This is a genomic window from Bordetella sp. H567 (assembly GCF_001704295.1).
Taxonomy (GTDB): Bacteria; Pseudomonadota; Gammaproteobacteria; order Burkholderiales; family Burkholderiaceae_B; genus Bordetella_C.
This window is the reverse complement of the sequence record NZ_CP012334.1, coordinates 1-23,351: the sequence shown is the minus strand read 5'-3', so window position 1 is coordinate 23,351 and position 23,351 is coordinate 1. Positions and strand designations below refer to the sequence as shown.

General features: G+C 64.9%; 21 protein-coding genes. 1 reads left to right on the top strand and 20 read right to left on the bottom strand.

Annotated features, from left to right (window positions below):
• Nucleotides 1-55: 55 nt before the first annotated feature.
• The 6 genes from AKI39_RS00105 to AKI39_RS00080 form a co-directional block, all read right to left on the bottom strand.
• Nucleotides 56-817, bottom strand: coding sequence for a fumarylacetoacetate hydrolase family protein (locus AKI39_RS00105; RefSeq protein WP_066631290.1), 762 nt, complete (start codon nucleotides 815-817; stop codon nucleotides 56-58).
• Nucleotides 818-927: 110 nt separating this feature from the next.
• On the bottom strand, nucleotides 928-1,347 hold the full coding sequence (locus AKI39_RS00100) for a nuclear transport factor 2 family protein (RefSeq protein ID WP_066631288.1): 420 nt from the start codon (nucleotides 1,345-1,347) through the stop codon (nucleotides 928-930).
• Nucleotides 1,344-2,651 carry an alpha-hydroxy acid oxidase gene (locus tag AKI39_RS00095; protein ID WP_235610715.1) on the bottom strand — a complete coding sequence of 436 codons (1,308 nt, stop codon included), beginning with the start codon at nucleotides 2,649-2,651 and terminating at the stop codon, nucleotides 1,344-1,346. Before AKI39_RS00095 ends, AKI39_RS00100 begins: the two co-directional genes overlap by 4 nt.
• A gap of 25 nt (nucleotides 2,652-2,676) precedes the next feature.
• Nucleotides 2,677-3,675, bottom strand: coding sequence for a Bug family tripartite tricarboxylate transporter substrate binding protein (locus tag AKI39_RS00090; protein ID WP_066631286.1), 999 nt, complete (start codon nucleotides 3,673-3,675; stop codon nucleotides 2,677-2,679).
• A 140-nt stretch (nucleotides 3,676-3,815) separates the two neighbouring features.
• A complete protein-coding gene (locus AKI39_RS00085; RefSeq protein WP_066631279.1) occupies nucleotides 3,816-4,700 on the bottom strand; it encodes a TauD/TfdA dioxygenase family protein in 885 nt (294 codons plus the stop codon).
• Between the two features lie 17 nt (nucleotides 4,701-4,717).
• The gene (locus tag AKI39_RS00080) at nucleotides 4,718-5,875 is read right to left on the bottom strand and encodes an iron-containing alcohol dehydrogenase family protein (protein WP_066641887.1); all 1,158 of its coding nucleotides are present in this window, start codon (nucleotides 5,873-5,875) and stop codon (nucleotides 4,718-4,720) included.
• Between the two features lie 129 nt (nucleotides 5,876-6,004).
• On the opposite strand from AKI39_RS00080, the gene AKI39_RS00075 reads away from it, so the two are divergent.
• Nucleotides 6,005-6,910 carry a LysR family transcriptional regulator gene (locus AKI39_RS00075; protein ID WP_066631276.1) on the top strand — a complete coding sequence of 302 codons (906 nt, stop codon included), beginning with the start codon at nucleotides 6,005-6,007 and terminating at the stop codon, nucleotides 6,908-6,910.
• Between the two features lie 428 nt (nucleotides 6,911-7,338).
• Here AKI39_RS00075 and AKI39_RS00070 read toward each other — a convergent pair whose 3' ends face one another.
• From AKI39_RS00070 to dnaA, 14 genes are all read right to left on the bottom strand, one after another.
• Nucleotides 7,339-7,644 (bottom strand): DUF4148 domain-containing protein, encoded by a 306-nt coding sequence (locus AKI39_RS00070; RefSeq protein ID WP_066631273.1) that lies wholly within the window; start codon nucleotides 7,642-7,644, stop codon nucleotides 7,339-7,341.
• A 424-nt stretch (nucleotides 7,645-8,068) separates the two neighbouring features.
• The gene (locus AKI39_RS00065; RefSeq protein ID WP_066631270.1) at nucleotides 8,069-8,374 is read right to left on the bottom strand and encodes a DUF4148 domain-containing protein; all 306 of its coding nucleotides are present in this window, start codon (nucleotides 8,372-8,374) and stop codon (nucleotides 8,069-8,071) included.
• A gap of 422 nt (nucleotides 8,375-8,796) precedes the next feature.
• Nucleotides 8,797-9,102, bottom strand: coding sequence for a DUF4148 domain-containing protein (locus AKI39_RS00060; protein WP_066631264.1), 306 nt, complete (start codon nucleotides 9,100-9,102; stop codon nucleotides 8,797-8,799).
• 563 nt (nucleotides 9,103-9,665) lie between these two features.
• Nucleotides 9,666-9,971 (bottom strand): DUF4148 domain-containing protein, encoded by a 306-nt coding sequence (locus AKI39_RS00055; RefSeq protein ID WP_066631261.1) that lies wholly within the window; start codon nucleotides 9,969-9,971, stop codon nucleotides 9,666-9,668.
• A gap of 434 nt (nucleotides 9,972-10,405) precedes the next feature.
• On the bottom strand, nucleotides 10,406-10,711 hold the full coding sequence (locus AKI39_RS25680; RefSeq protein WP_066631258.1) for a DUF4148 domain-containing protein: 306 nt from the start codon (nucleotides 10,709-10,711) through the stop codon (nucleotides 10,406-10,408).
• Nucleotides 10,712-11,032: 321 nt separating this feature from the next.
• Nucleotides 11,033-11,944 (bottom strand): LysR family transcriptional regulator, encoded by a 912-nt coding sequence (locus AKI39_RS00045; RefSeq protein ID WP_066641885.1) that lies wholly within the window; start codon nucleotides 11,942-11,944, stop codon nucleotides 11,033-11,035.
• A 126-nt stretch (nucleotides 11,945-12,070) separates the two neighbouring features.
• Complete coding sequence (locus AKI39_RS00040; protein WP_066641883.1) at nucleotides 12,071-13,384, bottom strand: MmgE/PrpD family protein; 1,314 nt, start codon at nucleotides 13,382-13,384, stop codon at nucleotides 12,071-12,073.
• Nucleotides 13,385-13,658: 274 nt separating this feature from the next.
• Nucleotides 13,659-14,837 (bottom strand): CaiB/BaiF CoA transferase family protein, encoded by a 1,179-nt coding sequence (locus AKI39_RS00035; protein ID WP_066631256.1) that lies wholly within the window; start codon nucleotides 14,835-14,837, stop codon nucleotides 13,659-13,661.
• Between the two features lie 9 nt (nucleotides 14,838-14,846).
• Nucleotides 14,847-16,004, bottom strand: coding sequence for an acyl-CoA dehydrogenase family protein (locus tag AKI39_RS00030; RefSeq protein ID WP_066631253.1), 1,158 nt, complete (start codon nucleotides 16,002-16,004; stop codon nucleotides 14,847-14,849).
• A gap of 130 nt (nucleotides 16,005-16,134) precedes the next feature.
• Nucleotides 16,135-17,046 (bottom strand): FAS1-like dehydratase domain-containing protein, encoded by a 912-nt coding sequence (locus tag AKI39_RS00025; RefSeq protein ID WP_066631250.1) that lies wholly within the window; start codon nucleotides 17,044-17,046, stop codon nucleotides 16,135-16,137.
• A gap of 421 nt (nucleotides 17,047-17,467) precedes the next feature.
• Nucleotides 17,468-17,773, bottom strand: a complete 306-nt coding sequence (locus AKI39_RS00020) for a DUF4148 domain-containing protein (RefSeq protein WP_066631244.1) — start codon at nucleotides 17,771-17,773, stop codon at nucleotides 17,468-17,470.
• Between the two features lie 459 nt (nucleotides 17,774-18,232).
• Nucleotides 18,233-20,686, bottom strand: a complete 2,454-nt coding sequence (gene gyrB / locus AKI39_RS00015; RefSeq protein WP_066631234.1) for a DNA topoisomerase (ATP-hydrolyzing) subunit B — start codon at nucleotides 20,684-20,686, stop codon at nucleotides 18,233-18,235.
• A gap of 89 nt (nucleotides 20,687-20,775) precedes the next feature.
• Entirely contained in the window at nucleotides 20,776-21,885 is a 1,110-nt protein-coding gene (gene dnaN / locus AKI39_RS00010; protein WP_066643737.1) for a DNA polymerase III subunit beta, read from the bottom strand.
• Between the two features lie 2 nt (nucleotides 21,886-21,887).
• The gene (dnaA, locus tag AKI39_RS00005; protein ID WP_066631232.1) at nucleotides 21,888-23,351 is read right to left on the bottom strand and encodes a chromosomal replication initiator protein DnaA; all 1,464 of its coding nucleotides are present in this window, start codon (nucleotides 23,349-23,351) and stop codon (nucleotides 21,888-21,890) included.

Genomic DNA, 23,351 nt, shown 5'->3' with positions numbered 1-23,351 from the left:
CTCCTGATGGACACGGCGCCGAAGGGGAATGCGCCGATTCTAGCGTTAGCGGGCCCTAGCGTTCGCGCATGAAGCGGTTGGTCAGCGACCCCAATCCCGTAATGGAAACGTCCACCACGTCGCCATCCCGCAGGTCCGGCGAATGGCCGTCCGTGCCCATCCAGAGTATGTCGCCGGGATATAGCGTCAGATACCGGCTCATGGTGCTGATGAAGCGGTCGATGCCGAACAGCATGTCGTTGGTCTGGAAGCGCGTGCTTTCCTTGCCGTTCAGCCGCACCACGGTTTCCATCGCATCCACGTCGGCCTGGGTTTCGATCCACGGCCCCATGGGCTTGAAGGTATCGCTGTTCTTCGCGCGCCAGAAGGTGCGGTCCGAAGCCTGCCATACCCGCTCGCTGACGTCGTTGCCGATGGTGTAGCCCAGCACGCAGGCGCGCGCGTCCGCCTCGCTGACGTTGCGCGCCTTCTTGCCGATCACGACCACCAGCTCGCCTTCGTAATGCACCTTGGTCGCGTCCGCCGGCATGATCACGTCCTGGCCATGCGCCAGCAGCGCGTTGTTGGCGCGATAGCCGACGTCAGGCTGCGTCGGTATTTTCAGGCCTTCGGTGCCGATGTGCGTCACGTAGTTCAGGCCCACGCAGTAGAAGGTGGGCGGCACCACCGGCACTTCGATGCGCACCTCGTCCAGGCCGACGATGCCGCCTGTCTTCTCATACCCCTGGAAAGGATCGCCGCGCACGGCGGTGATCCTGTCGCCTTCCAGAATGCCATAGCCGGTGCGGCCGGCCTGGGTATAGCGTATCCATTTCATCGCGTCGTCCTTATCGCCGTCCGTGGCGTCATTCCGGTTTCATGCGGCTGTCCGTGCATTCCGCTGTCCGCGCATGCCGATAGCCCCTCTCGCCATGCCGCGACCGTCGCCTAGGTCTTCATGGCGAAGCTGGGATCGTCATTGCGCATGCGCGCGATCAGCCAGGCGCCGTCCACGCGCGCCAGTTCCACATGCGTGGTGCGGATGTTCTCGATGCCGGACAGCGGTGCGGGGCCGTCCAGTGGCCGGCCGGCGTCGTGGCGCACCACCAGCATATAGCCGCGCATGGCGCAGCGGTCATCGTCCACCTGGTCGGCGAACAGGTTGCTGATCAAATGATGGATGCGCATGGTTTTCGACCGCACGCTCAAGGCCTGCAGCACCGCGCCGCGGCCGTTCAGGACCTTGCCCTGGCGGTGCCAGACGCCGTCCGCCGTCATGCGGCTCACCAGGCTGTCATAAGCGTTATCGTCCAGGTCGCGGAAAAAACCCATGACCTGATTGCGGCACACGCTGATTGTGTCGTTCATAGCAGCTCCTTTTCATGGCGGCGCGTCGGGTGGGGCGCGCCTGGATTCCGTTCGTCAAACGCAGGGGCCTCGTGCGTAGGCGCGCGCTGGGCGAACGTCTCGTCCACGCAGGCGCGTTGCAGCGCGTAGGGCGTCGCCCACGTCACGTCGCTGCGTAGGCTCAAGACGTCCGCGGTGATCTCCGCCACCGTCGGCGTGCCGCACAACTGCATGGTCCGCGTCAATTCATCGCGCAGGATGTGCAGCGCGCGCTGCACACCGTCGTAGCCTCCAGCCAGCACGCCGTACAGGGTTGCGCGGCCCGTCATGACGCCGGCGGCCCCCAGCGCCAGGGCCTTGAACACATCGCTGCCGCGCCGCACGCCGCCGTCCAGCAGCACCGGCACGCGGCCGCCCGCCGCCGCGACGATGCCGGGCAGGGCGTCCAGCGTGGCGACGCCAGTGTCCAGCTGCCGGCCGCCATGGTTCGAGACCACCAGCGCATCGGCGCCCAGCGCGACGATGGGCGCCACATCCTCCGGATGCACGACGCCCTTGACGATCAGCTTGCGCGGCCAGCGGTCACGGATCCGCGCAAGCGCCGCCAGGTCGAAGGCCGGATCGTAGTTGCGGCCCGCCACCGACTGCATGGCCTTGCGGTCGCTTTCGACCTTCTTCATGCCCGCCAGGCTGGGCATGACCGGGGGCCGGCGGATCAGCATATCCAGCGACCACGCGGGGCGCCGCGCGAACTGCCAGAAATTGCGCGGGGTGATCTTCATGGGAAAACCCAGGCCGTTGGCCAGGTCGCGCTCGCGCTTGCCGCCCACGGGCAGGTCCACGGTAATCATCAGCGCTTCGTAGCCTGCCGCCAACGCGCGTCCGATCAACTCGTCCAGGCGGGCCTTGTCCTGCAGGATATAGGCCTGGAACCACAGCCGCCCCGGCGCCTGGTCGGCGATCTCCTCGATCGAGGCGGTCGCCGAGGTCGACAGGGCATAAGGCAGGTCCAGGCTGGCGGCCGCGCGGGCCAGCGCGACGTCGCCGCCGCGCCAGCCGAAACCGACCGCGCCGGTCGGGCCGATGGCCAGCGGCAGTTGGACGGCGCGGTCCAGCAGCGATGCGCTCGCGTCCACGCGCGATACATCGCGCAGCACACGCGGCAGCAGGCGCACGCGGCGAAAAGCGTCGACGTTGTCGCGCAAGGTGATCTCGTCCTCCGCGCCGCCTTCGAAGAAATCGAAGACAGGCGCCGGCAGGCGGGCGCGCGCGGCCGCGCGCAGGCGGTCGATGGAATAGCAGTCGTCCAGGGCGGTGTGTCTCACGGTGCGGGCATCCTTCGCGCGCCGCTCAATTACCGGCGTCGTCGGCGGTCACATTGCCCTTCTTGATGACGTCGGCCCAGCGCGCCTTGTCCTCGATCAGGAACTGGCGGAAATGCTCGGGGCTGTCGGCCACCACCACCGCGCCCAGCTGGGCCAGCTGCTCGCGCACCGCAGGCTTCGCCAGCGCGGTCACCGCTGCCTTGTTCAGCTTGTCCACGATGGCCTTGGGCGTACCGGCCGGCGCCAGCATGCCTATCCAGGGTGCGCCCTGCTCGAACCCCTTGAAGCCCAGGCTGTCCATGGTGGGCACGCCGGGGAACTCCTTCACCGGCTGCTCGGTGCCGACCGCCAGCACGCGCAGCTGCCTGGCGGCGACGTAGTTGGCGATACCCACGCTGGGATAGAACATGAAGCTGATGCGACCCGCCACCATCTCCTGCAGCGCGGGGCCGTTGCCCTTGAAGGGCACGTGCACCATCTTGATGCCGGCCTCGGCGGCCAGCATTTCGGCGGCCAGGTGGGCCGATCCGCCCACGCCCGATGAACCGAAGGTCAGCTTGCCGGGATGCGCCTTGGCATCGGCAATCAACGACTTCAGGTCCTTGTACGGCGAGTTGTAGTTCGTCACCAGCAACATCGGGTTGTTGGCGAAGTTGGTGATGGGCTCGAAGGCCTTGACCGGATCGTAGTCGTAGCGCTTGGGATACAGCAGGGGGTTGACGTTCAACGTCAACGACGTGACCAGCAGCTTGTAGCCGTCGGGCGGCGCGCGCATCACATCGGTGGCGGCGATGGATGCGCTGGCGCCGGGCTTGTTCTCCACCACCACCGACGCGCCCAGCGTTTCCGACATTTCCTTGGCCATGACGCGCGCCACCACGTCGGTCGGGCCGCCGGCCGCATAGCCCACCACCATGCGTATCGGCCTCGAAGGGTAATCGTCCGCGCGGGCGGGCGCGGCCATGACCAGCGCGCTCCCCAGGGCCAGCGCCAGTGCCCGGCTGGCCAGATATCGAGTCTTCATGTCTGTCTCCTTGTTGTGGGCGGCTTGGCCGCCATCCTGGCCGGCGCCCGAGCGGGCTGCCTGCCGGTCCTGCATCGTCGCGCCCGGCAAACCGCCGCCGGGCCGCGCTTCCCGCGCTTGCGCCGTCGAGGCCAGGGCCTTTAACGGCCCTGGTACAGCTCGGGGAAGTACTTGTCCGCCATGACCTGGCAGCGCTTGATCAGGCGCGGCTCATCGGGCCGGTAATCGGCTACCGCGTTGTGGATCGTGCCCATGTTGTCCCACATCAGCACGTCGCCTTCGGCCCAGTTGTGGCGGTAGCGGTACTTTTCCTGCAGCTGGTGCTGGAACAGGAATTCCAGGACCTCCGCGCTGCGCGCCTCCGTCATTTCATTGATGCGCATGGAATAGCCGGGATTCGCGTACAGCACCTTGCGGCCCGTGATGGGATGCGTCAGGAACACCGGGTGCGATACCGGCGGCTTGCGGCGCCGCTGCTCTTCGGTCAACGGCGGGCGCGTGCTGCCTTTTTCGCGGCGCATCATCTCCCAGAACTTGTTGAAGTCGTGCGTGATGGTCATGCCGTCCAGTTCGTCCTTCAGCGCCTGGGGCAGGCCCTCGTAGGCCGCATGCATATTGCAGAACTCGGTGTTGCCCAGCGACTTGCCGTCGCGCATGGGAATGCGTATGCCATACAGCACATTGCTGAAGGCGATGGTGCGGCTGTACGACATATCCGTATGCCAATCCTGGCCCGCGTCGCTCAAGCCGATCGGCTTGCCGTTCTCCACGATGTTCGACAGGATCATGACCTCCGGAATGCCGGGCTCGTAGAACAGGTTCGCCACGTTGACCTCCAGCGTGCCGAAGTTCTCCGCGAACCGCTTCAGCGCCGCGGCGTCCAGTTGCTGCTGCGGGAAGCACACCACGCCATAGCGACCCAGCGCCTGCTCGATCGCGCGATAGTCCTCGGGCGACAATGGCTGGGCCAGGTCCATGCCCTCGATGCGCGCGCCCAGCGTGGCGCCGCTGCCTACGATATTCATGTTGTCTCCTGCAGTGTCTAGAACGCCTGGCGCAGTATCGCGAGCACCTCGCTCGCGGCCGCGACAGGCCGGGGATTCAGCGCCAAGCCGCGCTCGGTCATGACGTGGGCGGCGATATCGGGCAGGACATCCTCCGGCACGCCGATATCGCGCAGGCGCTGCGGCAGTCCCAATTCGGCGGCCGTTCCGGCCACCCAGGCCGACAGGCTGTCCTGGCGGCGCGTGGACCATCGATTCACCTCTTCCAGCGCGGGCGCCAGCAGCGGTGCCGCGACCGGCTCGTTGAACCGCAACGCATGCGGCAGGATGACCGTGTTTACCAGGCCGTGCGGCAGGTCCAGGCGGGCGCCGATCACGTGGCAGATCGCGTGATGCAGGCAACTGCGCGCCATGGCCAGCACCATGCCGGACAGGTGCGCGGCCGCCAGGATCAACCGGCGCTGTGCGGCCTCTTCCGGCACGGGCTGTGCCAACGCCTGCCGGAACAGGGCCACGGCCTGCACCGCCATGCCGTCGGACACGATGGAGCGGCCCTTGGAATACAGGCCTTCCAGGCAATGCGCGATGCCGTTCATCGCCGTATATCGCATGGTATGCAGCGGCACGTCCTGGCTCATCAGCGGATCAATCAGGATGGCCGCCGCGGACACCTGGCGGTTCCAGAACATGCGCTTGTCCCGGTCGACGTCGCGCACACCGAAGGAGCACGTGGCCTCCGCGCCCGACGCCGTCGTCGGCACCGCGATGATGGGCAGCTTGGGCCGGGTGCGGCGCGGAATCTCGATGGTCGCCGGGGGCCGGAACACGGTGACGTGATCCGCCAGCCGCCCGCCTTCGGCCAGCAGCAGCGCCAGCGCCTTGGCCGAATCCGCGACGCTGCCCCCGCCGACAGCCACCAGGCAGTCGGCCCCGAAGCCGGCGACTTCCGGCGCGATTGTTTCGATTAAACTGACACTGGAATGCGGCGGGATGCCGCGGCGCTCCAGTACGGCCATGCCTTCCAGCGAGCGCAGCAGCTCGTCGTAGCGCGGCGTGCCGGCGATGCGGTCCTGCGTCAGGACCACCGGTCGTTCCAGCCCCAGCGCCCGCAGCTCATCGCCCACGGCGCGCGCCACGCCTTCGCCGAAGCGGACGTGGGTGCCGTACAGGTGGTAATCGAAGTCGGATGGGATCATCGGGATGCGCGCCGCGCGCGGCGCATTCGCCAAAACGATCGGTCAGTGTAGTGAGCGCGCCGGACGTGCAGAAGGCCCACGCCACGAAATCATTTTTTCCAAAACGGAAACAGACAGCGGAAATGGGCCATGGACCTGATCGAATGCATGGAAGTCTTTCAGGAAGTGGGCAAGAGCCTCAGCTTTTCGAAGGCCGCCGAAAGCAGGTCATCCAGCCGTTCGTCCGTGACCAAAAAGATAGCCTGGCTGGAAGGCTATTTCGGCGTCCAGCTCTTCAATCGCAATACCAAGCACGTCAGCCTGACGGAAAGCGGCCGGCTTCTACTGGAAAACGCCGATACGCTGTCGCTCGCCACCCGCAACCTGAAGGAACTGGTGCAAGGGCCGGTACGCACGCCCACCGGCCGCATCCGCCTGGGCACGCCCCCTTCTTTCGGGGCCGTGCACCTGGCCCCCGCCATCGAGGACTTCCTGCGCCGCTATCCGGCGATCAAGCTATCGCTCTTGCTGGACGATGGCCGCAGCGACCTGATCGCGGAGAACCTGGACTTGTCGGTGCGCATCGCGCCTCGCCTGAAGGACACCAACCAGATCGCCTACCTGATCACCGTCGTGCCACAGGTGATCGTCGCCACGCGCGGCTACCTGCAGGCGCACGGTACGCCGGCCACGCCCAAGGACCTGGAACAGCACAATTGCCTGGTCCACAGCCTGAAGGCGCCGACGAATATGTGGACCTTCACCGATCCGCGCAACAACACGCAGGTGGTGCATGTGTCGGGCACATTCAGCTCCAACCTGGGCGAATCCATCATGCATCTGGCCACGCTGGGACACGGGATTTCCATGCACCCACGCTACATGGTGGAGAGCGCCCTGCGCGCGGGCGCCTTGCAGGTCGTGATGCCGGAATATCGCCCGGAAGGGCTGGACATCTACGCCATCGTGCAAAGCAAGCGACACCTGCCGTACAAGGTGCGGCTCTTCGTGGAACACCTGCGGCGCTGGTTCAAGGACGCGGAGTGGAAGCAATAGCCGCGGCGCCGCGCAATAGAGCCGGACACCAACTCATTCTGGTTGAGTCGCACGATCGTGCATTGGGGGCGTGCCGGATCGCTCGCGACCTGCGGGTGCTGGAAGATAAGTGCTACTTGGGGAAGTCGGGGCCGCAATAACGGTTCTTTTCGGTCGTTACCCGGACCAGCGCGCCGCGTGAAAGCGGGGCCGCCGCGGCATGCGCGTCCTTGTAAAAAAATCGGCCCTCGCAAGGAGGGCCGGGGTACTGCACAGAGAGGACTGCCACTTACAGCATCCCCGCCTCTCGCCGGGGAAACCGTTCACCCGTGCAGGCATGAACGGCCGGACTTCCTGGTGGTGGGATCGCGATGCGGTCGGATCCGATATCTTTGCCGATCATCCGATCGCGCGATCACGCCACCCGTGGCTGGAATCGCCGTGGGTGCTTACGCACCTTGGAACGGCTGGTTGTTCGAGTCACCGAAATCCGAGCCCCGGGCGATCTGAGCATGGCTCACGCCGCTGTCGGCTTGGGCGGTAAAGGGCGTGTTGTCGATATCGGCGTTGCCAGTCAAGCCGACGGTGCGCGCTTGCTGCAGTTCGCCCAGCACTTGGGTGCGGCTCACGCTGTTGGCCGCTTGGCCGTAGACGCCTTGGAAGGGCACGTTGTTCGGTTCGCTATTGGCGGCTTGCGCAGCGCCGATGGCGGCAAAGGAAAGAATCAGAGCGGAAACAATGGTCTTGGCTTTCATGGCAGTACTCCTAGTCCTGGTTGAGTGATTCGGGCCGTACATCGCGATTGGTTGGTTGGGAAGTTTCGCGATGTCCGTTGCTGTTCCCGATGAAACGCATTCTGCGCCGCCGAGACGGGGGGATAAACCGGCGTAGCCGAAAATCATCTTTCCGTTTTTTTAGTCAATCCACTGCCTATTCCAGGAGAAAACCCGTTTCGGCGGCCGTAAAGAAATCGGCCCTCGCAAGGAGGGCCGAGGTACTGCACCGAGAGGACTGCCACTTACAGCATCCCCGCCTCTCGCCGGGGAAACCGTTCATCCGTACAGGCATGAACGGCCGGACTTCCTGGTGGCGGGATCGCGATACTGTCGGACCCGATCTCTGCGTCCGATCACTCGATCGCGCGATCACGCCACCCGTGGCTGGAATCGCCGTGGGTGCTTACGCACCTTGGAACGGCTGGTTGTTCGAATCGCCGAAATCCGAGCCCCGGGCGATCTGAGCATGGCTCACGCCGCTATCGGCTTGCGCGGTAAAGGGCGCATTGTCGATATCGGCGTTGCCCGTCAGGCCGACGGTGCGCGCTTGCTGCAGCTCGCCCAGCACTTGGGTGCGGCTGACGCTGTCGACGGCCTGGCCGTACACGCCTTGGAAGGGCACGGTGTTCGGTTCGCTGTTGGCGGCTTGCGCGGCGCCGATGGCGGCGAAGGAAAGAATCAGAGCGGAAACGATGGTCTTGGCTTTCATGGCAGTACTCCTAGTCCTGGTTGAGTGGTTCGGGCCGTACATCGCGATTAGTCGGTTGGGAAGTTCGCGATGTCCGTTGCTGTTCCCGATGAAACACATTCTGCGCCGCCGAGACCGGGGGATAAACCCGCGTAGCCGCAAATCATCTTTCCGTTTTTTTAGTGAATCCCCTACCTATTTCAAGCGAGAACCCGTTCCGGCCGTGGCAAAGAAATCGGCCCTCGCAAGGAGGGCCGAGGTACTGCGCTGAGAGGACTGCCACTTACAGCATCCCCGCCTCTCGCCGGGGAAACCGTTCACCCGTACAGGCGTGAACGGCCGGACTTCCTGGTGGCGGGATCGTGATGCCGTCGGATCCGATATCTTTTCCGATCATCCGATCACCTGATCACGCCCCCCGTGGCTGGAATCGCCGTGGGTGCTTACGCACCTTGGAACGGCTGGTTGTTCGAATCGCCAAAATCCGAGCCCCGGGCGATCTGAGCATGGCTCACGCCGCTATCGGCTTGGGCGGTAAAGGGCGCGTTGTCGACATCGGCGTTGCCCGTCAGGCCGGCGGTGTGCGCTTGCCGCAGCTCGCCTAGCACTTGGGTGCGGCTCACGCTGTCGACCGCTTGGCCGTAGACGCCTTGAAAAGGCACATTGTTCGGTTCGCTGTTGGCGGCTTGCGCGGCGCCAATGGCGGCGAAAGAAAGAATCAGAGCGGAAACGATGGTCTTGGCTTTCATGGCAGTACTCCTAGTCCTGGTTGAGTGGTCCGGGCCGTGCATCGCGATTTCGTTAACGTTGGGAAGTTCGCGATGTCCGTTGCTGTTCCCGATGAAACGCATTCTGCGCCGCCAAGACCTAGGGATAAACCGGCATAGCCGCAAATCATCTTTCCGTTTTTTTACTCAATCCCGCCATCTACTCGGGGATACCCGTCATGGGTTTGCAAGTCGCAGGATGCGTTCGTAAGCCCCCGGCTCATTGCCTGAATGTTTCGGAAGGCCCGGGCTTCTAGATTGAAGGTGAACACGGTGTGATGGCGCTGGAAGATTCATCGGCATCACGGGAGAAAGAAACCGCTTTTCCATTCGCGCAAAAGAAATCGGCCCTCGCAAGGAGGGCCGAGGTACTGCGCCGAGAGGACTGCCACTTACAGCATCCCCGCCTCTCGCCGGGGAAACCGTTCATCCTTACAGGCATGAACGGCCGGACTTCCTGGTGGCGGGATCGCGATACTGTCGGACCCGATCTCTGCGTCCGATCGCGCGATCACGCCACCCGTGGCTGGAATCGCCGTGGGTGCTTACGCACCTTGGAACGGCTGGTTGTTCGAATCGCCAAAATCCGAGCCCCGGGCGATCTGAGCATGGCTCACGCCGCTGTCGGCTTGCGCGGTAAAGGGCGTGTTGTCGATATCGGCGTTGCCCGTCAGGCCGGCGGTGCGCGCTTGTTGCAGCTCGCCCAGCACTTGGGTGCGGCTGGCGCTGTCGGCGGCCTGGCCGTAGACGCCTTGGAAGGGTACGGTGTTCGGTTCGCTGTTGGCGGCTTGCGCGGCGCCGATGGCGGCAAAGGAAAGAATCAGCGCGGAAACGATGGTCTTGGCTTTCATGGCAGTACTCCTAGTCCTGGTTGAGTGGTTCGGGCCGTGCATCGCGATTTCGTTAACGTTGGGAAGTTCGCGATGTCCGTTGCTGTTCCCGATGAAACGCATTCTGCGCCGCCAAGACCGAGGGATAAACCCGCGTAGCCGCAAATCATCTTTCCGTTTTTTTAGTCAATCCATTGCCTATTCCAGGAGAAAACCCGTTTCGGCGGCCGTAAAGAAATCGGCCCTCGCAAGGAGGGCCGAGGTACTGCGCTGAGAGGACTGCCACTTACAGCATCCCCGCCTCTCGCCGGGGAAACCGTTCATCCGTACAGGCATGAACGGCCGGACTTCCTGGTGGCGTGGTCAGCGAAGCGGCCGGACTCAATCTCTTTGCCGATCATCCGATCACTAGATCGCTTGATCACGCCACTCGTGGCTGGAATCGCCGTGGGTGCTTACGCACCTTGGAACGGCTGGTTGTTCGAGTCACCGAAATCCGAGCCCAGCGCGATCTGCGCGTGGCTCACGCCGCTATCGGCTTGCGCGGTAAAGGGCGTGTTGTCGATATCGGCGTTGCCGGTCAGGCCGGCGACGTGCGCTTGCTGCAGCTCGGCCAGCACTTGCACACGGCTCACGCTGTCAACCGCTTGGCCGTACACGCCTTGGAAGGGCACGGTGTTCGGTTCGCTGTTGGCGGCTTGCGCGGCGCCGATGGCGGCGAACGAAAGAATCAGAGCGGAAACGATGGTCTTGGCTTTCATGGCAGTACTCCTAGTCCTGGTTGAGTGGTCCGGGCCGTGCATCGCGATTTCGTTAACGTTGGGAAGTTCGCGATGTCCGTTGCTGTTCCCGATGAAACGCATTCTGCGCCGCCAAGACCTAGGGATAAACCGGCATAGCCGCAAATCATCTTTCCAATTTCTGAGCAAATCCAGAACCGAAGCCGGCGATGCGTTGCCGGCAAGACTCGCACCGCTGAACTGCATGCAGCAGCACGCGACAGATCTCTATATCGGCACCGGCAAGCGGCTACTGGAATACCTGGAAGCCGGCATCATCTCCCCACCCCGAGCTGAATGTGCTCATGGACGACGGATCGATGCCGCCGCCGCATCCGCCATCAGCCCTTCCACCAGCGTGCGCGCGAACGGAGGCAGCTCGGCCAGGGCGCGCACGCAGATCTTCAGTTTGCGCTCGGCCCACGCGTCGTTCAGCGGAATGATCGCGATGGACATGGATCGCGCGTGGCGCCGCGCGATGGATTGCGGCACCACGCCGATGCCCACGCCGGCCTCGATCATGCGGCAGGCCGACTCGAAGTTGCCCACCTGGATGCGCAGCTTGATGCGGCCGCCCAGCGCCTGCGCCGCGTTGTCGATGAACATATGGATGGCACTGGACGTCGGCAGGCTGACATAGTTGTCGTCCAGTGTCTGTGCGAAATCCACAGACTGCTGTCGCGCCAGCCGATGATGCTGCGCGGTCACCAGGACCAGGCGATCGTCCAGGTAAGGCAGCAGTTCCAGCTGTCCGGCATGCACGTTGCCCGCGACGATGCCGATATCGGTAGCGCCGTCGGCCACCCCCTTCACGATCTCGCCGCTCAGGACTTCCCGCAGGTCGATGTTGACGTCGGGATAGTCGCGCAGGAAGGTGCTGAGCGCGGCGGGCAGGAATTCGCTGATCGCGGTGGTGTTGGCCCAGATCCGCACATGGCCCTTGATGCCCTCGCCGTACTCCTGCATATCGCCGGCCAGGTGCTGCACCTGTTCGAGCACCAGCCGCGCATGATGCACGAAGGCCTCGCCCGCCGGCGTGGGCGTCATGCCCTGGCTGCTGCGATAGAGCAAGGGAAAGCCCAGGTCGCGTTCCAGGTTGCGGATACGATTGCTGGCCGCCGGCGCCGACAGGTGCGAGCGCTCGGCCGCCCGCGCCAGGTTGCGGGTATCGGCCAGATGGACGAGTAGGCGCAGGTCGACGAAATCGAAGTGCATGTCCGCGCGTTGGGGATACAGGAACTGTCCCATGGTAACCGAGCGGACCAGGCCTCATCGATGCCGGGATGCGGTGCGCCGTCGCGGACGGCGGCCGACCGCAGGGCCGGGGTGTCGCACGACGACCTATGCCGGCTGCGCGATCGCGAACACGCTGCCGACCGCAGGCAAGGCCGCGATATTCCAGGCGCGGTCCAATATCGCTCGAGCTTCTTCCGGATCGGCCGCACCGGAAAACGCGGCCAGGCGTAGGAACTTGGTGGAGATTTCCTCGCGCGACAAGGTATTGCCCGGATCGCCCTTGGGTTCATCGACACGGCCATGCAGCACTCGGCCGTCCGCCGTTTCGACACTGACCTTGCCTACCCAGCGCGCGGGGTAGGCGCGATCCACCTCATCGTCCAGGACCATGGCGACCTTATCGCGAAAGGCGGCGACTTCCGGCGCATCGTAGCCCTGCTCGAACTCGTCCACGCCCGCGTAGCCCCGGTGCGCGACGATGCCCAGCACTGTCCCCATGTTGAACTTCGCCTGGTGCACGCTGCGCGGCACGACCACATTGCCCAGCACGTCGATGGCGCCTTGGTGCACACGGGCGGTCACGCGCGCGATGTCCGCGGGCTGCAACCGGTGTTGCACGATGACCGACAGCAGCGCGTCGGCCGCGGGATGCGTGTGGCGGCAGGCCGCGTGGTACTTGAACGAAGTCTCCATCGTGGCCCAGCGCTGGCCCAGGCGGTCCAGCAGGCGCGCCGGATCGGCATCGCTGGACATGCCCGCGGCCATGCCTTGGGCGCCTTCCAGGATCCGCGCCGCGCCGCGAAAGCCGTCGGCCGCCAGCCGCGCGGCCATCAGCCCGTTGGCCGCCGCCATCGCCGTATGCAGTTGCTTCGAATCGGCCGCGTCGCGCAGAAATTCCCACAGGCCGCTGGCCTGGGTGCCTGCCGACCCGAAGGCGTGCAGCATGCCTTCTGCATCCAGGCCCAGCAGCCGCCCTGCTGCCGCCGCCGCGGCCACGGTCCCCACGGTGCCCGTGGTGTGGAAGACCTTGTAGTGCGAACGCCCCATGTATTCGCCGATGCGGATGCCGACCTCGTAGCCTGCCACCGCGGCCGTGATCAGGTCCCGCCCGGAAGCACCCGACTCCTGCGCCAGCGCCAGCACTACCGGGAAGACCACCGTCCCGGGATGCAGGACAGAGCCGTTGTGCACGTCGTCCTGCTCGACGAAATGCGAGGCGGCGCCGTTCACCATGGCGGCGAAGTAGGCCGATCCGCGGCCGCGATCGACGATGATGTCGGCCGGTCCCTCGCGGCCACCGGATGCGCGCGCAAAGCGGGCGATGCTTTCGACAGGACGCGCGCCCTTGCCCGCCAGGGCAGAGCCCAGCCAGTCGACATACAGATTGACGGCGCGCTCGACCACCGGCGCGGGGATCATCTCGAAGCGTAGGCCGGCGGCGAAGGCGGCCAGCGCCTGGCTGGGATGATTCTGGCCGGACGGGACATCTACGGATGGCCCGTCGCCGGGCTGCGCCCCCGGATAGGCGGCACTGCGTTGACCAGTATGCATGATCTCTCTCCTGGAAGAAGCAGCGTGGCCATGTACTGCCGCGCCGACGTATCACTTGGCCCTGCACGGCTGCGCGGCCTCGCACCGGCGGTCTAACCCGGACCCGCGCCCACCATCCACCCCACGCGCTGCGTGTTGCCTGTCACACCACGCCGGCTGCGCGCAGCGCCGCTATCGCGGCGGCATCATGGCGCAGCTCGGCCAATATGGCATCCGTATGCTGGCCGAGCACGGGCACCGCATCCATGCGCGCCGACACCCCCTGCGGCATGCCGGGCGGCAACAGCGCCGCGATGGTGCCGCCGGGCGCATCCACCTGCCGCCAGCGATCGCGCGCGCGCAGTTGGGGATGCGCCCAGACTTCGTGCAGGGTGTTCATGCGCGCATTCGCGATCCCCGCTGCATCCAGCCGTTCCACCACCTGCGCGGCCGTCAGTTCGGCGAAGGCCGCGACGATCACGGCGCGCAGGTCGTCGCGCGCGGCCGAGCGCGCCGAATTCGTGGCGAAGCGCGGGTCGTCGGCCAGCGCGGGGCGGCGCAGCACGTTATCGCAGAACAGCTTCCATTCGCGCTCGTTCTGCAACCCCAGCATGACCGTCTTGCCGTCGCCCGTGGGAAACGGACCATAGGGGTAGATGGTGGCGTGCGAGGCGCCCGCGCGCGGCGGCGCGGGCTGGCCTTCCATCGCGTAGTACAGCGGGTAGCCCATCCACTCGACCATGCTTTCCAGCATGGACACATCGATGCGGCACCCGCGCCCGGTGCGTCCGCGCAGCAACAGCGCGTTCAGGATATTGCTGTAGGCATACATCCCCGCGGCGATGTCCGCGATCGAGCAGCCGGCCTTGGCGGGTTCATCGGGTGTGCCGGTCACCGACAGAAAGCCCGACTCGCTCTGTATGAGCAGATCGTAGGCCTTGCGGTCGCGGTAGGGACCATCCGCGCCGTAGCCGGAGATATCGCAGACGATCAAGCGCGGATGCGTCTCGGACAAGACGTCGTAGCCCAGCCCCATGCGGTCGGCCGCGCCCGGCGCCAGGTTCTGCACGAGCACATCGGCGTCGGCCACCAGCGCGTCCAGGATGCGTTGCGCCTGGGGCTGCTTCAGGTCCAGTGTCAGGCTTTCCTTGGACCGATTCGTCCACACGAAATGCGACGCCTGGCCATGCACGCGTTCGTCGTAGCGGCGTGCGAAGTCACCCACGCCGGGCCGTTCGATCTTGATGACGCGCGCGCCCTGGTCGGCCAGCTGGCGCGTACAGAAGGGCGCCGCTATGGCATGTTCCAGCGCGATGACGGTAATGCCATCCAAGGGTCTCATGTTCGCGTCCTAGAAAGACCGGGGCAGTCCCAACACATGTTCCGCCACATACGCAAGAATCAGGTTGGTCGATATCGGCGCCACCTGGTACAGCCGGGTCTCGCGGAACTTGCGTTCCACATCGTATTCGCTGGCGAAGCCAAAGCCACCGTGAAACTGCAGGCAGGCATTGGCGGCTTCCCAGGATGCATCCGCCGCCAGCAGCTTGGCCATATTGGCCTGGGCGCCGCACGGCTCGTGCGCATCGAAGCGGCGCGCCGCATCAAAGCGCATCAGGCTGGCCGCTTCCACATTGATATAGGCCCGCGCGATGGGAAACTGCACGCCCTGGTTCTGCCCGATGGGCCGGCCGAACACCACGCGCTCCTTCGCATAGGCGCTGACCTTGTCGACGAACCAGTACCCGTCGCCGATGCATTCCGCCGCGATCAGGGTGCGCTCGGCGTTCAAGCCGTCCAGGATGTACCTGAAGCCCTGGCCTTCCTCGCCGATACGGTTTTCCGCGGGGATCTCGAGGTTCTCGAAGAACAGCTCATTGGTCTCGTGATTGACCATATTGCGGATCGGCCGCACCGTCAGCCCCTTGCCGATCGCCTCGCGCAGGTCCACCAAAAAGATGGACATGCCTTCGGACTTGCGGCGCACATCCGCCAGCGGCGTCGTGCGCGCCAGCAGGATCATCAGGTCGGAATGCTGTATGCGCGATATCCAGACCTTCTGCCCGTTGACCACATAGCGGTCGCCGCGGCGTTCCGCCGTGGTCTTGATTCGCGTGGTGTCGGTACCGGTGGTCGGCTCGGTCACGCCCATCGATTGCAGGCGCAGCTCGCCGCTGGCGATCCGGGGCAGGTACGCGCGTTTCTGTTCTTCCGACCCATGGCGCAGCAGCGTGCCCATGTTGTACATCTGGCCGTGGCACACGCCGGCATTGCCGCCGGAGCGGTTGATCTCTTCCATGATGACCGACGCCTCGGTCAAGCCCAGGCCGGAGCCGCCGTACTCCTGCGGGATCAGCGCGGCCAGCCAGCCCGCGCGCGTCAGCGCATCGACAAAGGCCTCGGGATAGCCGCGCGCCTCGTCGATCTCGCGGAAATATTCCGGCGGAAACTGCCCGCAAAGATCCCGTACGGCTTCGCGGATGTCCTGGAAGGATTCCTGTGGGTTCATGTCCGTGCACTCATCTCGCGCCATCGCTGGCGGTTTATCGGGGCCTGCGCCGGCGTGTCCGGCTATCGCGTCGAGTTACCGCACGAAGGCGCCGCGACATCACGCGTCGCGCCGCACCACGGGGATGGCGTCATGCGACCGTGGCGGTGGCTTGCATACCCAGATTGCCTTCGTGGTCCTTGCTCCACAGCGCGATCTCGCCATGGGCTTGCGGCTTGCCGCATACCGTCAGCGCGTTGCCGGCGAAGCAGGGCCGCATCGCGCGAAACGCGAAGGCGCGCAGCCTGGCGTCGGGCCGTTCGCGATGCAGCAGATCCAGCAGCAGCGTGGCGATCAGCGGCCCATGCACGATCAGTCCGGGATAGCCCTCTTGACCCGTCACATAGGGATGATCGTAATGAATGCGATGGCTGTTGAAGGTCAGCGCCGAATAGCGGAACAGCAGCACGGGATCGGGATGCAGGGTACGCGACCACTCCTCACCCTGCGGCGCGGGCGCCTGCCGCTGCGCGGCCGCCGCATCCTGCCGCCCCGCTGTCGAAGCCAGGCCTTGGCGCCCCGCGCCCTGCCCATCTTCCCGCGCGTGGGCCGAGGGCGGCGGCGCGTCGCGGTAGACGATGTCGTGTTCTTCTTCGATGCGGGTTTCGCCGTCGACGGCGTAGCGGTGCTGCACGGTCACGAAAACCAGTCTTCCGCTGCGGCCGGTCTTGTCCTCGATATGCGCGATCGTGGAAGTGCGCGCCGCGCGCTCGCCCTCGCGCAGCGGCGCATGAAAGGTCAAGCGGCCGCCCGCCCACATCCGCCGCGGCAGCGGCACCGGCGGCAGGAAGCCGCCGCGCCTGGCATGCCCGTCCGGCCCGACGTCGCCCATGGGAGTGACCGGCAGGAAATACAGCCAATGCCACAGCGGCGGCACCACGCCGCCCGGATCCGAACGTTCCAGCGTCGCCGCCAGCGCGGCCAGGGGGAAGGGGGTGATCAGGTCCTGGACCGTCTCGGTCTTGTCCAGCCAGTCTTCGAGCGGGGCGGCAGCGTCCGGCATGCTTGGGTCTCCGTCGCGTGGGTATCCCTGAACTATGCACCCGCGGAGCGCTTTCGCGAAGTCGTATTTGCTTAAGCCCGTGTTTCGGGACGCTTAAGCGGGTGGAGTGTCCTCGGGGCGTACCGCCTCCTAGTCCCGATCCAATGGCCGAGGCGATCCGGGTCGCGGAGCCCGCGGCCATATCGTCCGGGCCGCCATCATGGCGCCTCGGCAAAAAAAAATCGGCCCCGCAAGGAGGGCCGACGTACTGCACCGAGAGGACTGCCACTTACAGCATCCCCGCCTCTCGCCGGGGAAACCGTTCATCCGTACAGGCATGAACGGCCGGACTTCCTGGTGGCGGGATCGCGATACTGTCGGACCCGATCTCTGCGTCCGATCGCGCGATCACGCCACCCGTGGCTGGAATCGCCGTGGGTGCTTACGCACCTTGGAACGGCTGGTTGTTCGAGTCACCGAAATCCGAGCCCAGCGCGATCTGCGCGCGGCTCACGCCGCTGTCCACCTGGGCGGTAAAGGGCGCGTTGTCGATATCGGCGTTGCCCGTCAGGCCGGCGGTGCGCGCTTGCTGCAGCTCGGCCAGCACTTGGGTGCGGCTCACGCTGTTGGCCGCTTGGCCGTAGACGCCTTGGAAGGGCACGTTGTTCGGTTCGCTATTGGCGGCTTGCGCGGCGCCGATGGCGGCGAAAGAAAGAATCAGAGCGGAAACGATGGTCTTGGCTTTCATGGCAGTACTCCTAGTCCTGGTTGAGTGGTTCGGGCCGTGCATCGCGATTTCGTTAACGTTGGGAAGTTCGCGATGTCCGTTGCTGTTCCCGATGAAACGCATTCTGCGCCGCCAAGACCTAGGGATAAACCCGGATATTCGAAAATCATCTTTCCATTTTCAGAACTAATCCAGAACTATTCCAAGACGCCGACTATTGCGTTCGTATGTGCTGACTATTAGCGCCCCGACTAGCCCGCTGAACCAGTTGCAGCCCTGGTCTTCCCAGCCCCCCGAGACAGGTGCCTGTGACGAACATCGCCCACGCAGCACCGCGCTGGCGCGAGGCGTCGGTATCCCCGCGCGGGGCGCCAGCTGCATATCGTGGAAGTGCTCGCTCGCCGCTCAGGGCGTGGCGGCCAAAGAAAACGGCCCTACACCAAGCCGGTGCAGGGCCGCCGTCTTTGTCGCCGGACAGGATCAGATATCGATATTGCTCGCCGACAAGGCATGCGTTTCGATGAATGCACGGCGCGGTTCGACCTCGTCGCCCATCAGCGTGGTGAAGACCTCGTCGGCCGCGATGGCGTCTTCGATCTGCACGCGCAGCAGGCGGCGCACCTTGGGATCCATGGTGGTTTCCCACAGCTGCTCGGGGTTCATTTCGCCCAAGCCCTTGTAACGCTGCTTGGACACGCTGCGTTCCGCTTCGGCGCGCAGCCACCGCATGGCCTCGCGGAAATCGGACACAGGGGCTTCCTTGCGCTTCTCGCCTTCGCCACGCGCGATCACCGCGCCCGCTCCGATCAGGCCCAGGAAAGTCTTGGCCGCCGTGGACAGCACGCCGTAATCCGCGCCTTCCACGAAGGTGGCGTCAATCAGGCTGACGCGGGCATTGCCGTGGCGCATGCGCTTCACCACCACGCGCTGCTTTTCCGTCGCCGGGTCCACTTCCGCGTAGACCTTGACGGCATGCGGCGCCAGCGGATCGAACAAGGCTTTTTCCAGGCGTTCCGCGGAGGCCGTGGCGGCTTCCGGCGTATCCAGGTTGATTTCGATGCCTTCGGCCATGGCCGACAAAGAAGCCTCGTCGATCATGCGCGATGCACGCGCGATGACGGCGTCGGCCAGCGTGTACTGGCGCGCCAGCGCGGCCAGCGCTTCACCGGAAATGGGCTCGGCCCCTTGCGCCGGGATCAGCTCGGCATCCTTCAGGGCCAGTTGCAGCATGAAGATGGCTTCTTCCTGGTCGTCCTTCAGGTAGCGCTCGTCGCGGCCCACCTTGACCTTGTACAGCGGCGGCTGGGCGATGTAGACGTAGCCGCGCGCCACCAGTTCCGGCATCTGCCGATACAGCAGCGTCAGCAACAGCGTGCGGATGTGCGCGCCGTCGACGTCCGCGTCGGTCATGATGATCAGGCGGTGATAGCGCAGCTTGTCGACGTTGAAATCCGGCCCGATGCTGGTGCCCAGCGCGGTGATCAGCGTGGCGATCTGCTCGCTGGCGATCAAGCGGTCGAAACGCGCCTTCTCCACGTTCAGCACCTTGCCGCGCAACGGCAGCACCGCCTGGAACTTGCGATCGCGGCCCTGCTTGGCCGAACCGCCGGCCGAGTCGCCCTCCACGATGTACAGCTCGCACAGGGCGGGATCCTTTTCCTGGCAGTCCGCCAGCTTGCCGGGCAAGCCGGCGCCTTCCAGCACGCTCTTGCGGCGAGTCATCTCGCGCGCCTTGCGTGCGGCTTCACGCGCGCGCGCCGCTTCGACGATCTTGCCGCACAGCGCCTTGGCGTCGATCGGATGCTCCAGCAGCCAGCTTTCCAGCGTGCGCGCGACGGCGTCTTCCACGGCCGGCCGCACTTCGCTGGACACCAGCTTGTCCTTGGTCTGGCTGCTGAACTTCGGTTCGGGCACCTTGACCGACAGCACGCAGGTCAGGCCTTCGCGCATGTCGTCGCCGGTGGTCTCGACCTTGGCCTTCTTGGCCAGTTCGTTATCCGCGATGTACTTGTTGATCACCCGCGTCATCGCCGCGCGCAGGCCCGTCATGTGCGTGCCGCCGTCGCGCTGCGGGATGTTGTTGGTGAAACAAAGCACGCTCTCGGAATAGCCGTCGTTCCACTGCATGGCCACGTCCACCGTGACGGGCACGCCGCCGGCGCTGGATTCCGCGCTGACCGAGAACACATTGGGATGCAGCACCGTCTTGCTGCGGTTGATGTATTCGACGAAGCCCCTGACCCCGCCGGAGAAGGCGAAGTTTTCTTCCTTGCCCTGCCGCTGGTCGACCAGGCGGATCTTCACGCCATTGTTCAGGAACGACAGTTCGCGCAGCCGCTTGGAAAGGATGTCGTAGTGGTATTCGATGTGGTTGAAGATGAGCGGATCGGCCAGGAAGCGCACTTCCGTGCCGCGCTTTTCCGTCTTGCCGGTCACGGCCAGCGGGTTCACGCGCTGGCCCTGGCGGAATTCCATTTCATGGACTTCGCCGTTGCGCCGGATGGTCAGGCGCAGCCATTCGGACAGGGCGTTCACGCAGGAGACGCCCACGCCGTGCAGGCCGCCCGAGACCTTGTACGAATTCTGGTCGAACTTGCCGCCGGCGTGCAGCTCGGTCATGACGATTTCCGCCGCGCTGCGGCCGAATTCGTCGTCCCTGTGGATGTCGGTGGGGATACCGCGCCCATTGTCCGTCACCGATATCGAATTATCGGTGTGGATGGTCACGACGATGTCGTCGCAATAACCTGCCAGCGCCTCGTCGATCGCGTTGTCGACGACTTCGAACACCATGTGGTGCAGCCCCGTGCCATCGGATGTATCGCCGATGTACATGCCGGGGCGCTTGCGCACGGCCTCCAGCCCCTTGAGCATCTTGATCGAATCGGCACCGTAGCCGGAGTTCTCGGGAGTGGTGTTCGGAGTGTCGGACATAAATCTCTGTGATTGCACGAATAAAGCGGCCGGCTTGCGGCCTGGCCGCGGCGGATCGCGCCGGGGCCAGGAATGACGGGCAATAAGCGTCAGATGCGCATCGGCATCACGACGTACTTGAAGTTGTCGTCATCGGGAAGGGTGATCAGGGCAGAGGCATTCTGGTCCGGCATCACGGACCATTTGATTTCCTCGACCTTGACGTTGCTCAGGACGTCCAGCAGATAGCTGACGTTGAAGCCCACATCGAGGGCCTCGTGGCCGTAATCGATGTCGAGTTCTTCCTGCGCCTCTTCCTGTTCGGCGTTGGAAGACGAAATCTTCATCACGTTCTGCGCCAGCTGCAGGCGCACGCCCTTGAACTTGTCGGTGGTCAGGATGGCGGCGCGCTGCAGGCTGCCCTGCAGGGCTTCGCGATTGACCACGAAATGCCGCGTGTAGCTGGTGGGAATCACGCGGGTGAAATCCGGGAACTTGCCTTCGACCAGCTTGGAAACGAGCTCGACGTCGCCGAAGCGGAAACGGATCTGCCCCGGCGCGACGTCGACCGAGACGGGGGCGTCGGAGTCTTCCAGCAGGCGCTGCATTTCCAGCACCGTCTTGCGCGGCACGATGACTTCATGCCGTTCGGTGATGCCCTCGGCGTCGGTGGCGCAGTGCGCCAGGCGGTGGCCATCGGTGGCCACGGCACGCAGGCGACCGGGCTCGAACACCATCAGCATACCGTTCAGGTAATAGCGAATGTCCTGCTGCGCCATCGCGAAATACACCATGTTCAACAGGTGTCGCAGGTTCTTCTGGGTCAGCGTCAGCGACACGTCCCATTGCTCGGGCTGGGCCACGGTGGGGAATTCGCTGGCCGCCAGCGTCTGCAGCGCGAAACGGCTCTTGCCAGTCTGCACCGACAGCTTGTTGCTGGCCAGCGCCAGCTTGACGTCACCCGTGTCCGGCAGCGCGCGCAGGATGTCCAGCAGCTTGCGCGCGGCCACGGTAATGGACTCGTTATCGGAACCCACGCCAAAGTCGGCCTGCGTCGTGATCTGCACTTCCAGATCCGTCGCGATGAACGATACCTTGTTGGCCTCTTTGCGCATCAGGATGTTCGCAAGGATGGGCAGGGTATGGCGTCTTTCGACGATGCCCGCCACAGTCGATAGCGGTTTCAGCAATGCATCGCGTGTGGTTTGTACGAGTTGCATGTTCATCCTTTTAGAGTTTGTTCCAACACGTGCAGGGTATGGTTGAGCTCGGCAAGCTTGCCCCGCGCGTCCGAAATCTTGCGCACGGCATGAAGGACGGTGGTGTGGTCGCGTCCACCGAACAAGTCGCCGATTTCAGGCAGGCTTTTCTGGGTGAGCTCCTTGGCCAGGTACATGGCCACTTGGCGAGGCAGGGCGATATTGGCGGGCCGCCGTTTCGAATACATGTCGGCGACCTTGATCTTGTAGAAGTCCGCCACCGTCTTCTGGATGTTCTCGACCGTGATCTGGCCGTTGGACACGGACAGCAGGTCCTTCAGGGCATCCTTGCAGACGTCGACGGTAAGCACATCGCGGCCATGGAAGCGCGCATAGGCCAGCACCTTGCGCAGCGCGCCTTCGAGTTCGCGCACATTGCTGCGCAAATGCTTGGCGATGAAGAACGCCACTTCCTCCGGCATGGGCACGCCTTCGGATTCGGCCTTGCGCAGCAGGATGGCCACGCGCATTTCCAGCTCCGGCGGCTCGATCGCCACCGTCAGGCCGGAGTCGAAACGGGAAATCAGCCGGCTGTCGATGCCGGCGAGTTCCTTGGGATAGGTGTCGCTGGTGATGATGATCTGCTTGCGCTGGGCCACCATGGCCTCGAACGCATAGAAGAATTCTTCCTGCGTGCGGTTCTTGCCGGAAAAGAACTGGATATCGTCGATCAGCAGCAGGTCCAGCGAATGGTAGTAGCGCTTGAAATCGTCGAAGGCCTTGCGCTGGTAGGCCTTCACGACGTCGGACACGTACTGGTCGGCATGCACGTAGCGCACGCGTACGCCGGTACCCGCCGCGACCATGGCGTTGCCGATGGCATGGATCAGGTGCGTCTTGCCCAGGCCCACGCCGCCATACAGGAACAGCGGGTTGTAGGAGACGCCGGGGTTTTCCGCGACCTGCAGCGCCGCCGCGCGGGCAAGCTGGTTGGCCTTGCCGGTGACGAAGTTTTCGAACGTCAGGTCGGTGTTCAAACGCGAACGTTCGTAGATGACGTTGGCGGCGTCGGCGTTGACCGCCGCGGCCACCGCGGCCGAGGCGGCAGCCGTGGTCGCGGGCGCCTGGGGAGCGGCGGCCACCGCCGCCGAGGCCACCGGCGCACCGGCTTCGGCAACGCCGGCGCCGGCGCCCGCCGTGACGGGGGCGCGGGGAGCCACCGGCATGCGCGGCGCGGCGGTGCCCGCGGGAAGCTCGAACTGCACCTGGACGGGCCGCTGCCACCACTCGCTGGCCAGCGTTTCTATCTGGTGGGCAAAGTTCTTGCGTACCCAATCCAGCTTGAAGCGGTTGGGCGCGGAAATGCGCAGCACCGCCTGCGCCTCGTCGAAGGCAAGCGGGACGAGTGGACGGATCCACGCGCTGATCTGTTGAGGGGGGAGTTCCTGCTCAAGACGACTGACGCAGGTCTGCCAGAATTCTTTCAT

Excerpts from the sequence above, each read along its gene's own strand:
- AKI39_RS00105 (WP_066631290.1), bottom strand. The coding sequence starts at position 817 with ATGAAATGGATACGCTATACCCAGGCCGGCCGCACCGGCTATGGCATT.
- AKI39_RS00100 (WP_066631288.1), bottom strand. The coding sequence starts at position 1,347 with ATGAACGACACAATCAGCGTGTGCCGCAATCAGGTCATGGGTTTTTTC.
- AKI39_RS00090 (WP_066631286.1), bottom strand. The coding sequence starts at position 3,675 with ATGAAGACTCGATATCTGGCCAGCCGGGCACTGGCGCTGGCCCTGGGG.
- AKI39_RS00085 (WP_066631279.1), bottom strand. The coding sequence starts at position 4,700 with ATGAATATCGTAGGCAGCGGCGCCACGCTGGGCGCGCGCATCGAGGGC.
- AKI39_RS00080 (WP_066641887.1), bottom strand. The coding sequence starts at position 5,875 with ATGATCCCATCCGACTTCGATTACCACCTGTACGGCACCCACGTCCGC.
- AKI39_RS00075 (WP_066631276.1), top strand. The coding sequence starts at position 6,005 with ATGGACCTGATCGAATGCATGGAAGTCTTTCAGGAAGTGGGCAAGAGC.
- AKI39_RS00070 (WP_066631273.1), bottom strand. The coding sequence starts at position 7,644 with ATGAAAGCCAAGACCATTGTTTCCGCTCTGATTCTTTCCTTTGCCGCC.
- AKI39_RS00065 (WP_066631270.1), bottom strand. The coding sequence starts at position 8,374 with ATGAAAGCCAAGACCATCGTTTCCGCTCTGATTCTTTCCTTCGCCGCC.
- AKI39_RS00060 (WP_066631264.1), bottom strand. The coding sequence starts at position 9,102 with ATGAAAGCCAAGACCATCGTTTCCGCTCTGATTCTTTCTTTCGCCGCC.
- AKI39_RS00055 (WP_066631261.1), bottom strand. The coding sequence starts at position 9,971 with ATGAAAGCCAAGACCATCGTTTCCGCGCTGATTCTTTCCTTTGCCGCC.
- AKI39_RS25680 (WP_066631258.1), bottom strand. The coding sequence starts at position 10,711 with ATGAAAGCCAAGACCATCGTTTCCGCTCTGATTCTTTCGTTCGCCGCC.
- AKI39_RS00045 (WP_066641885.1), bottom strand. The coding sequence starts at position 11,944 with ATGCACTTCGATTTCGTCGACCTGCGCCTACTCGTCCATCTGGCCGAT.
- AKI39_RS00040 (WP_066641883.1), bottom strand. The coding sequence starts at position 13,384 with ATGATCCCCGCGCCGGTGGTCGAGCGCGCCGTCAATCTGTATGTCGAC.
- AKI39_RS00035 (WP_066631256.1), bottom strand. The coding sequence starts at position 14,837 with ATGAGACCCTTGGATGGCATTACCGTCATCGCGCTGGAACATGCCATA.
- AKI39_RS00030 (WP_066631253.1), bottom strand. The coding sequence starts at position 16,004 with ATGAACCCACAGGAATCCTTCCAGGACATCCGCGAAGCCGTACGGGAT.
- AKI39_RS00025 (WP_066631250.1), bottom strand. The coding sequence starts at position 17,046 with ATGCCGGACGCTGCCGCCCCGCTCGAAGACTGGCTGGACAAGACCGAG.
- AKI39_RS00020 (WP_066631244.1), bottom strand. The coding sequence starts at position 17,773 with ATGAAAGCCAAGACCATCGTTTCCGCTCTGATTCTTTCTTTCGCCGCC.
- gyrB (WP_066631234.1), bottom strand. The coding sequence starts at position 20,686 with ATGTCCGACACTCCGAACACCACTCCCGAGAACTCCGGCTACGGTGCC.
- dnaN (WP_066643737.1), bottom strand. The coding sequence starts at position 21,885 with ATGCAACTCGTACAAACCACACGCGATGCATTGCTGAAACCGCTATCG.
- dnaA (WP_066631232.1), bottom strand. The coding sequence starts at position 23,351 with ATGAAAGAATTCTGGCAGACCTGCGTCAGTCGTCTTGAGCAGGAACTC.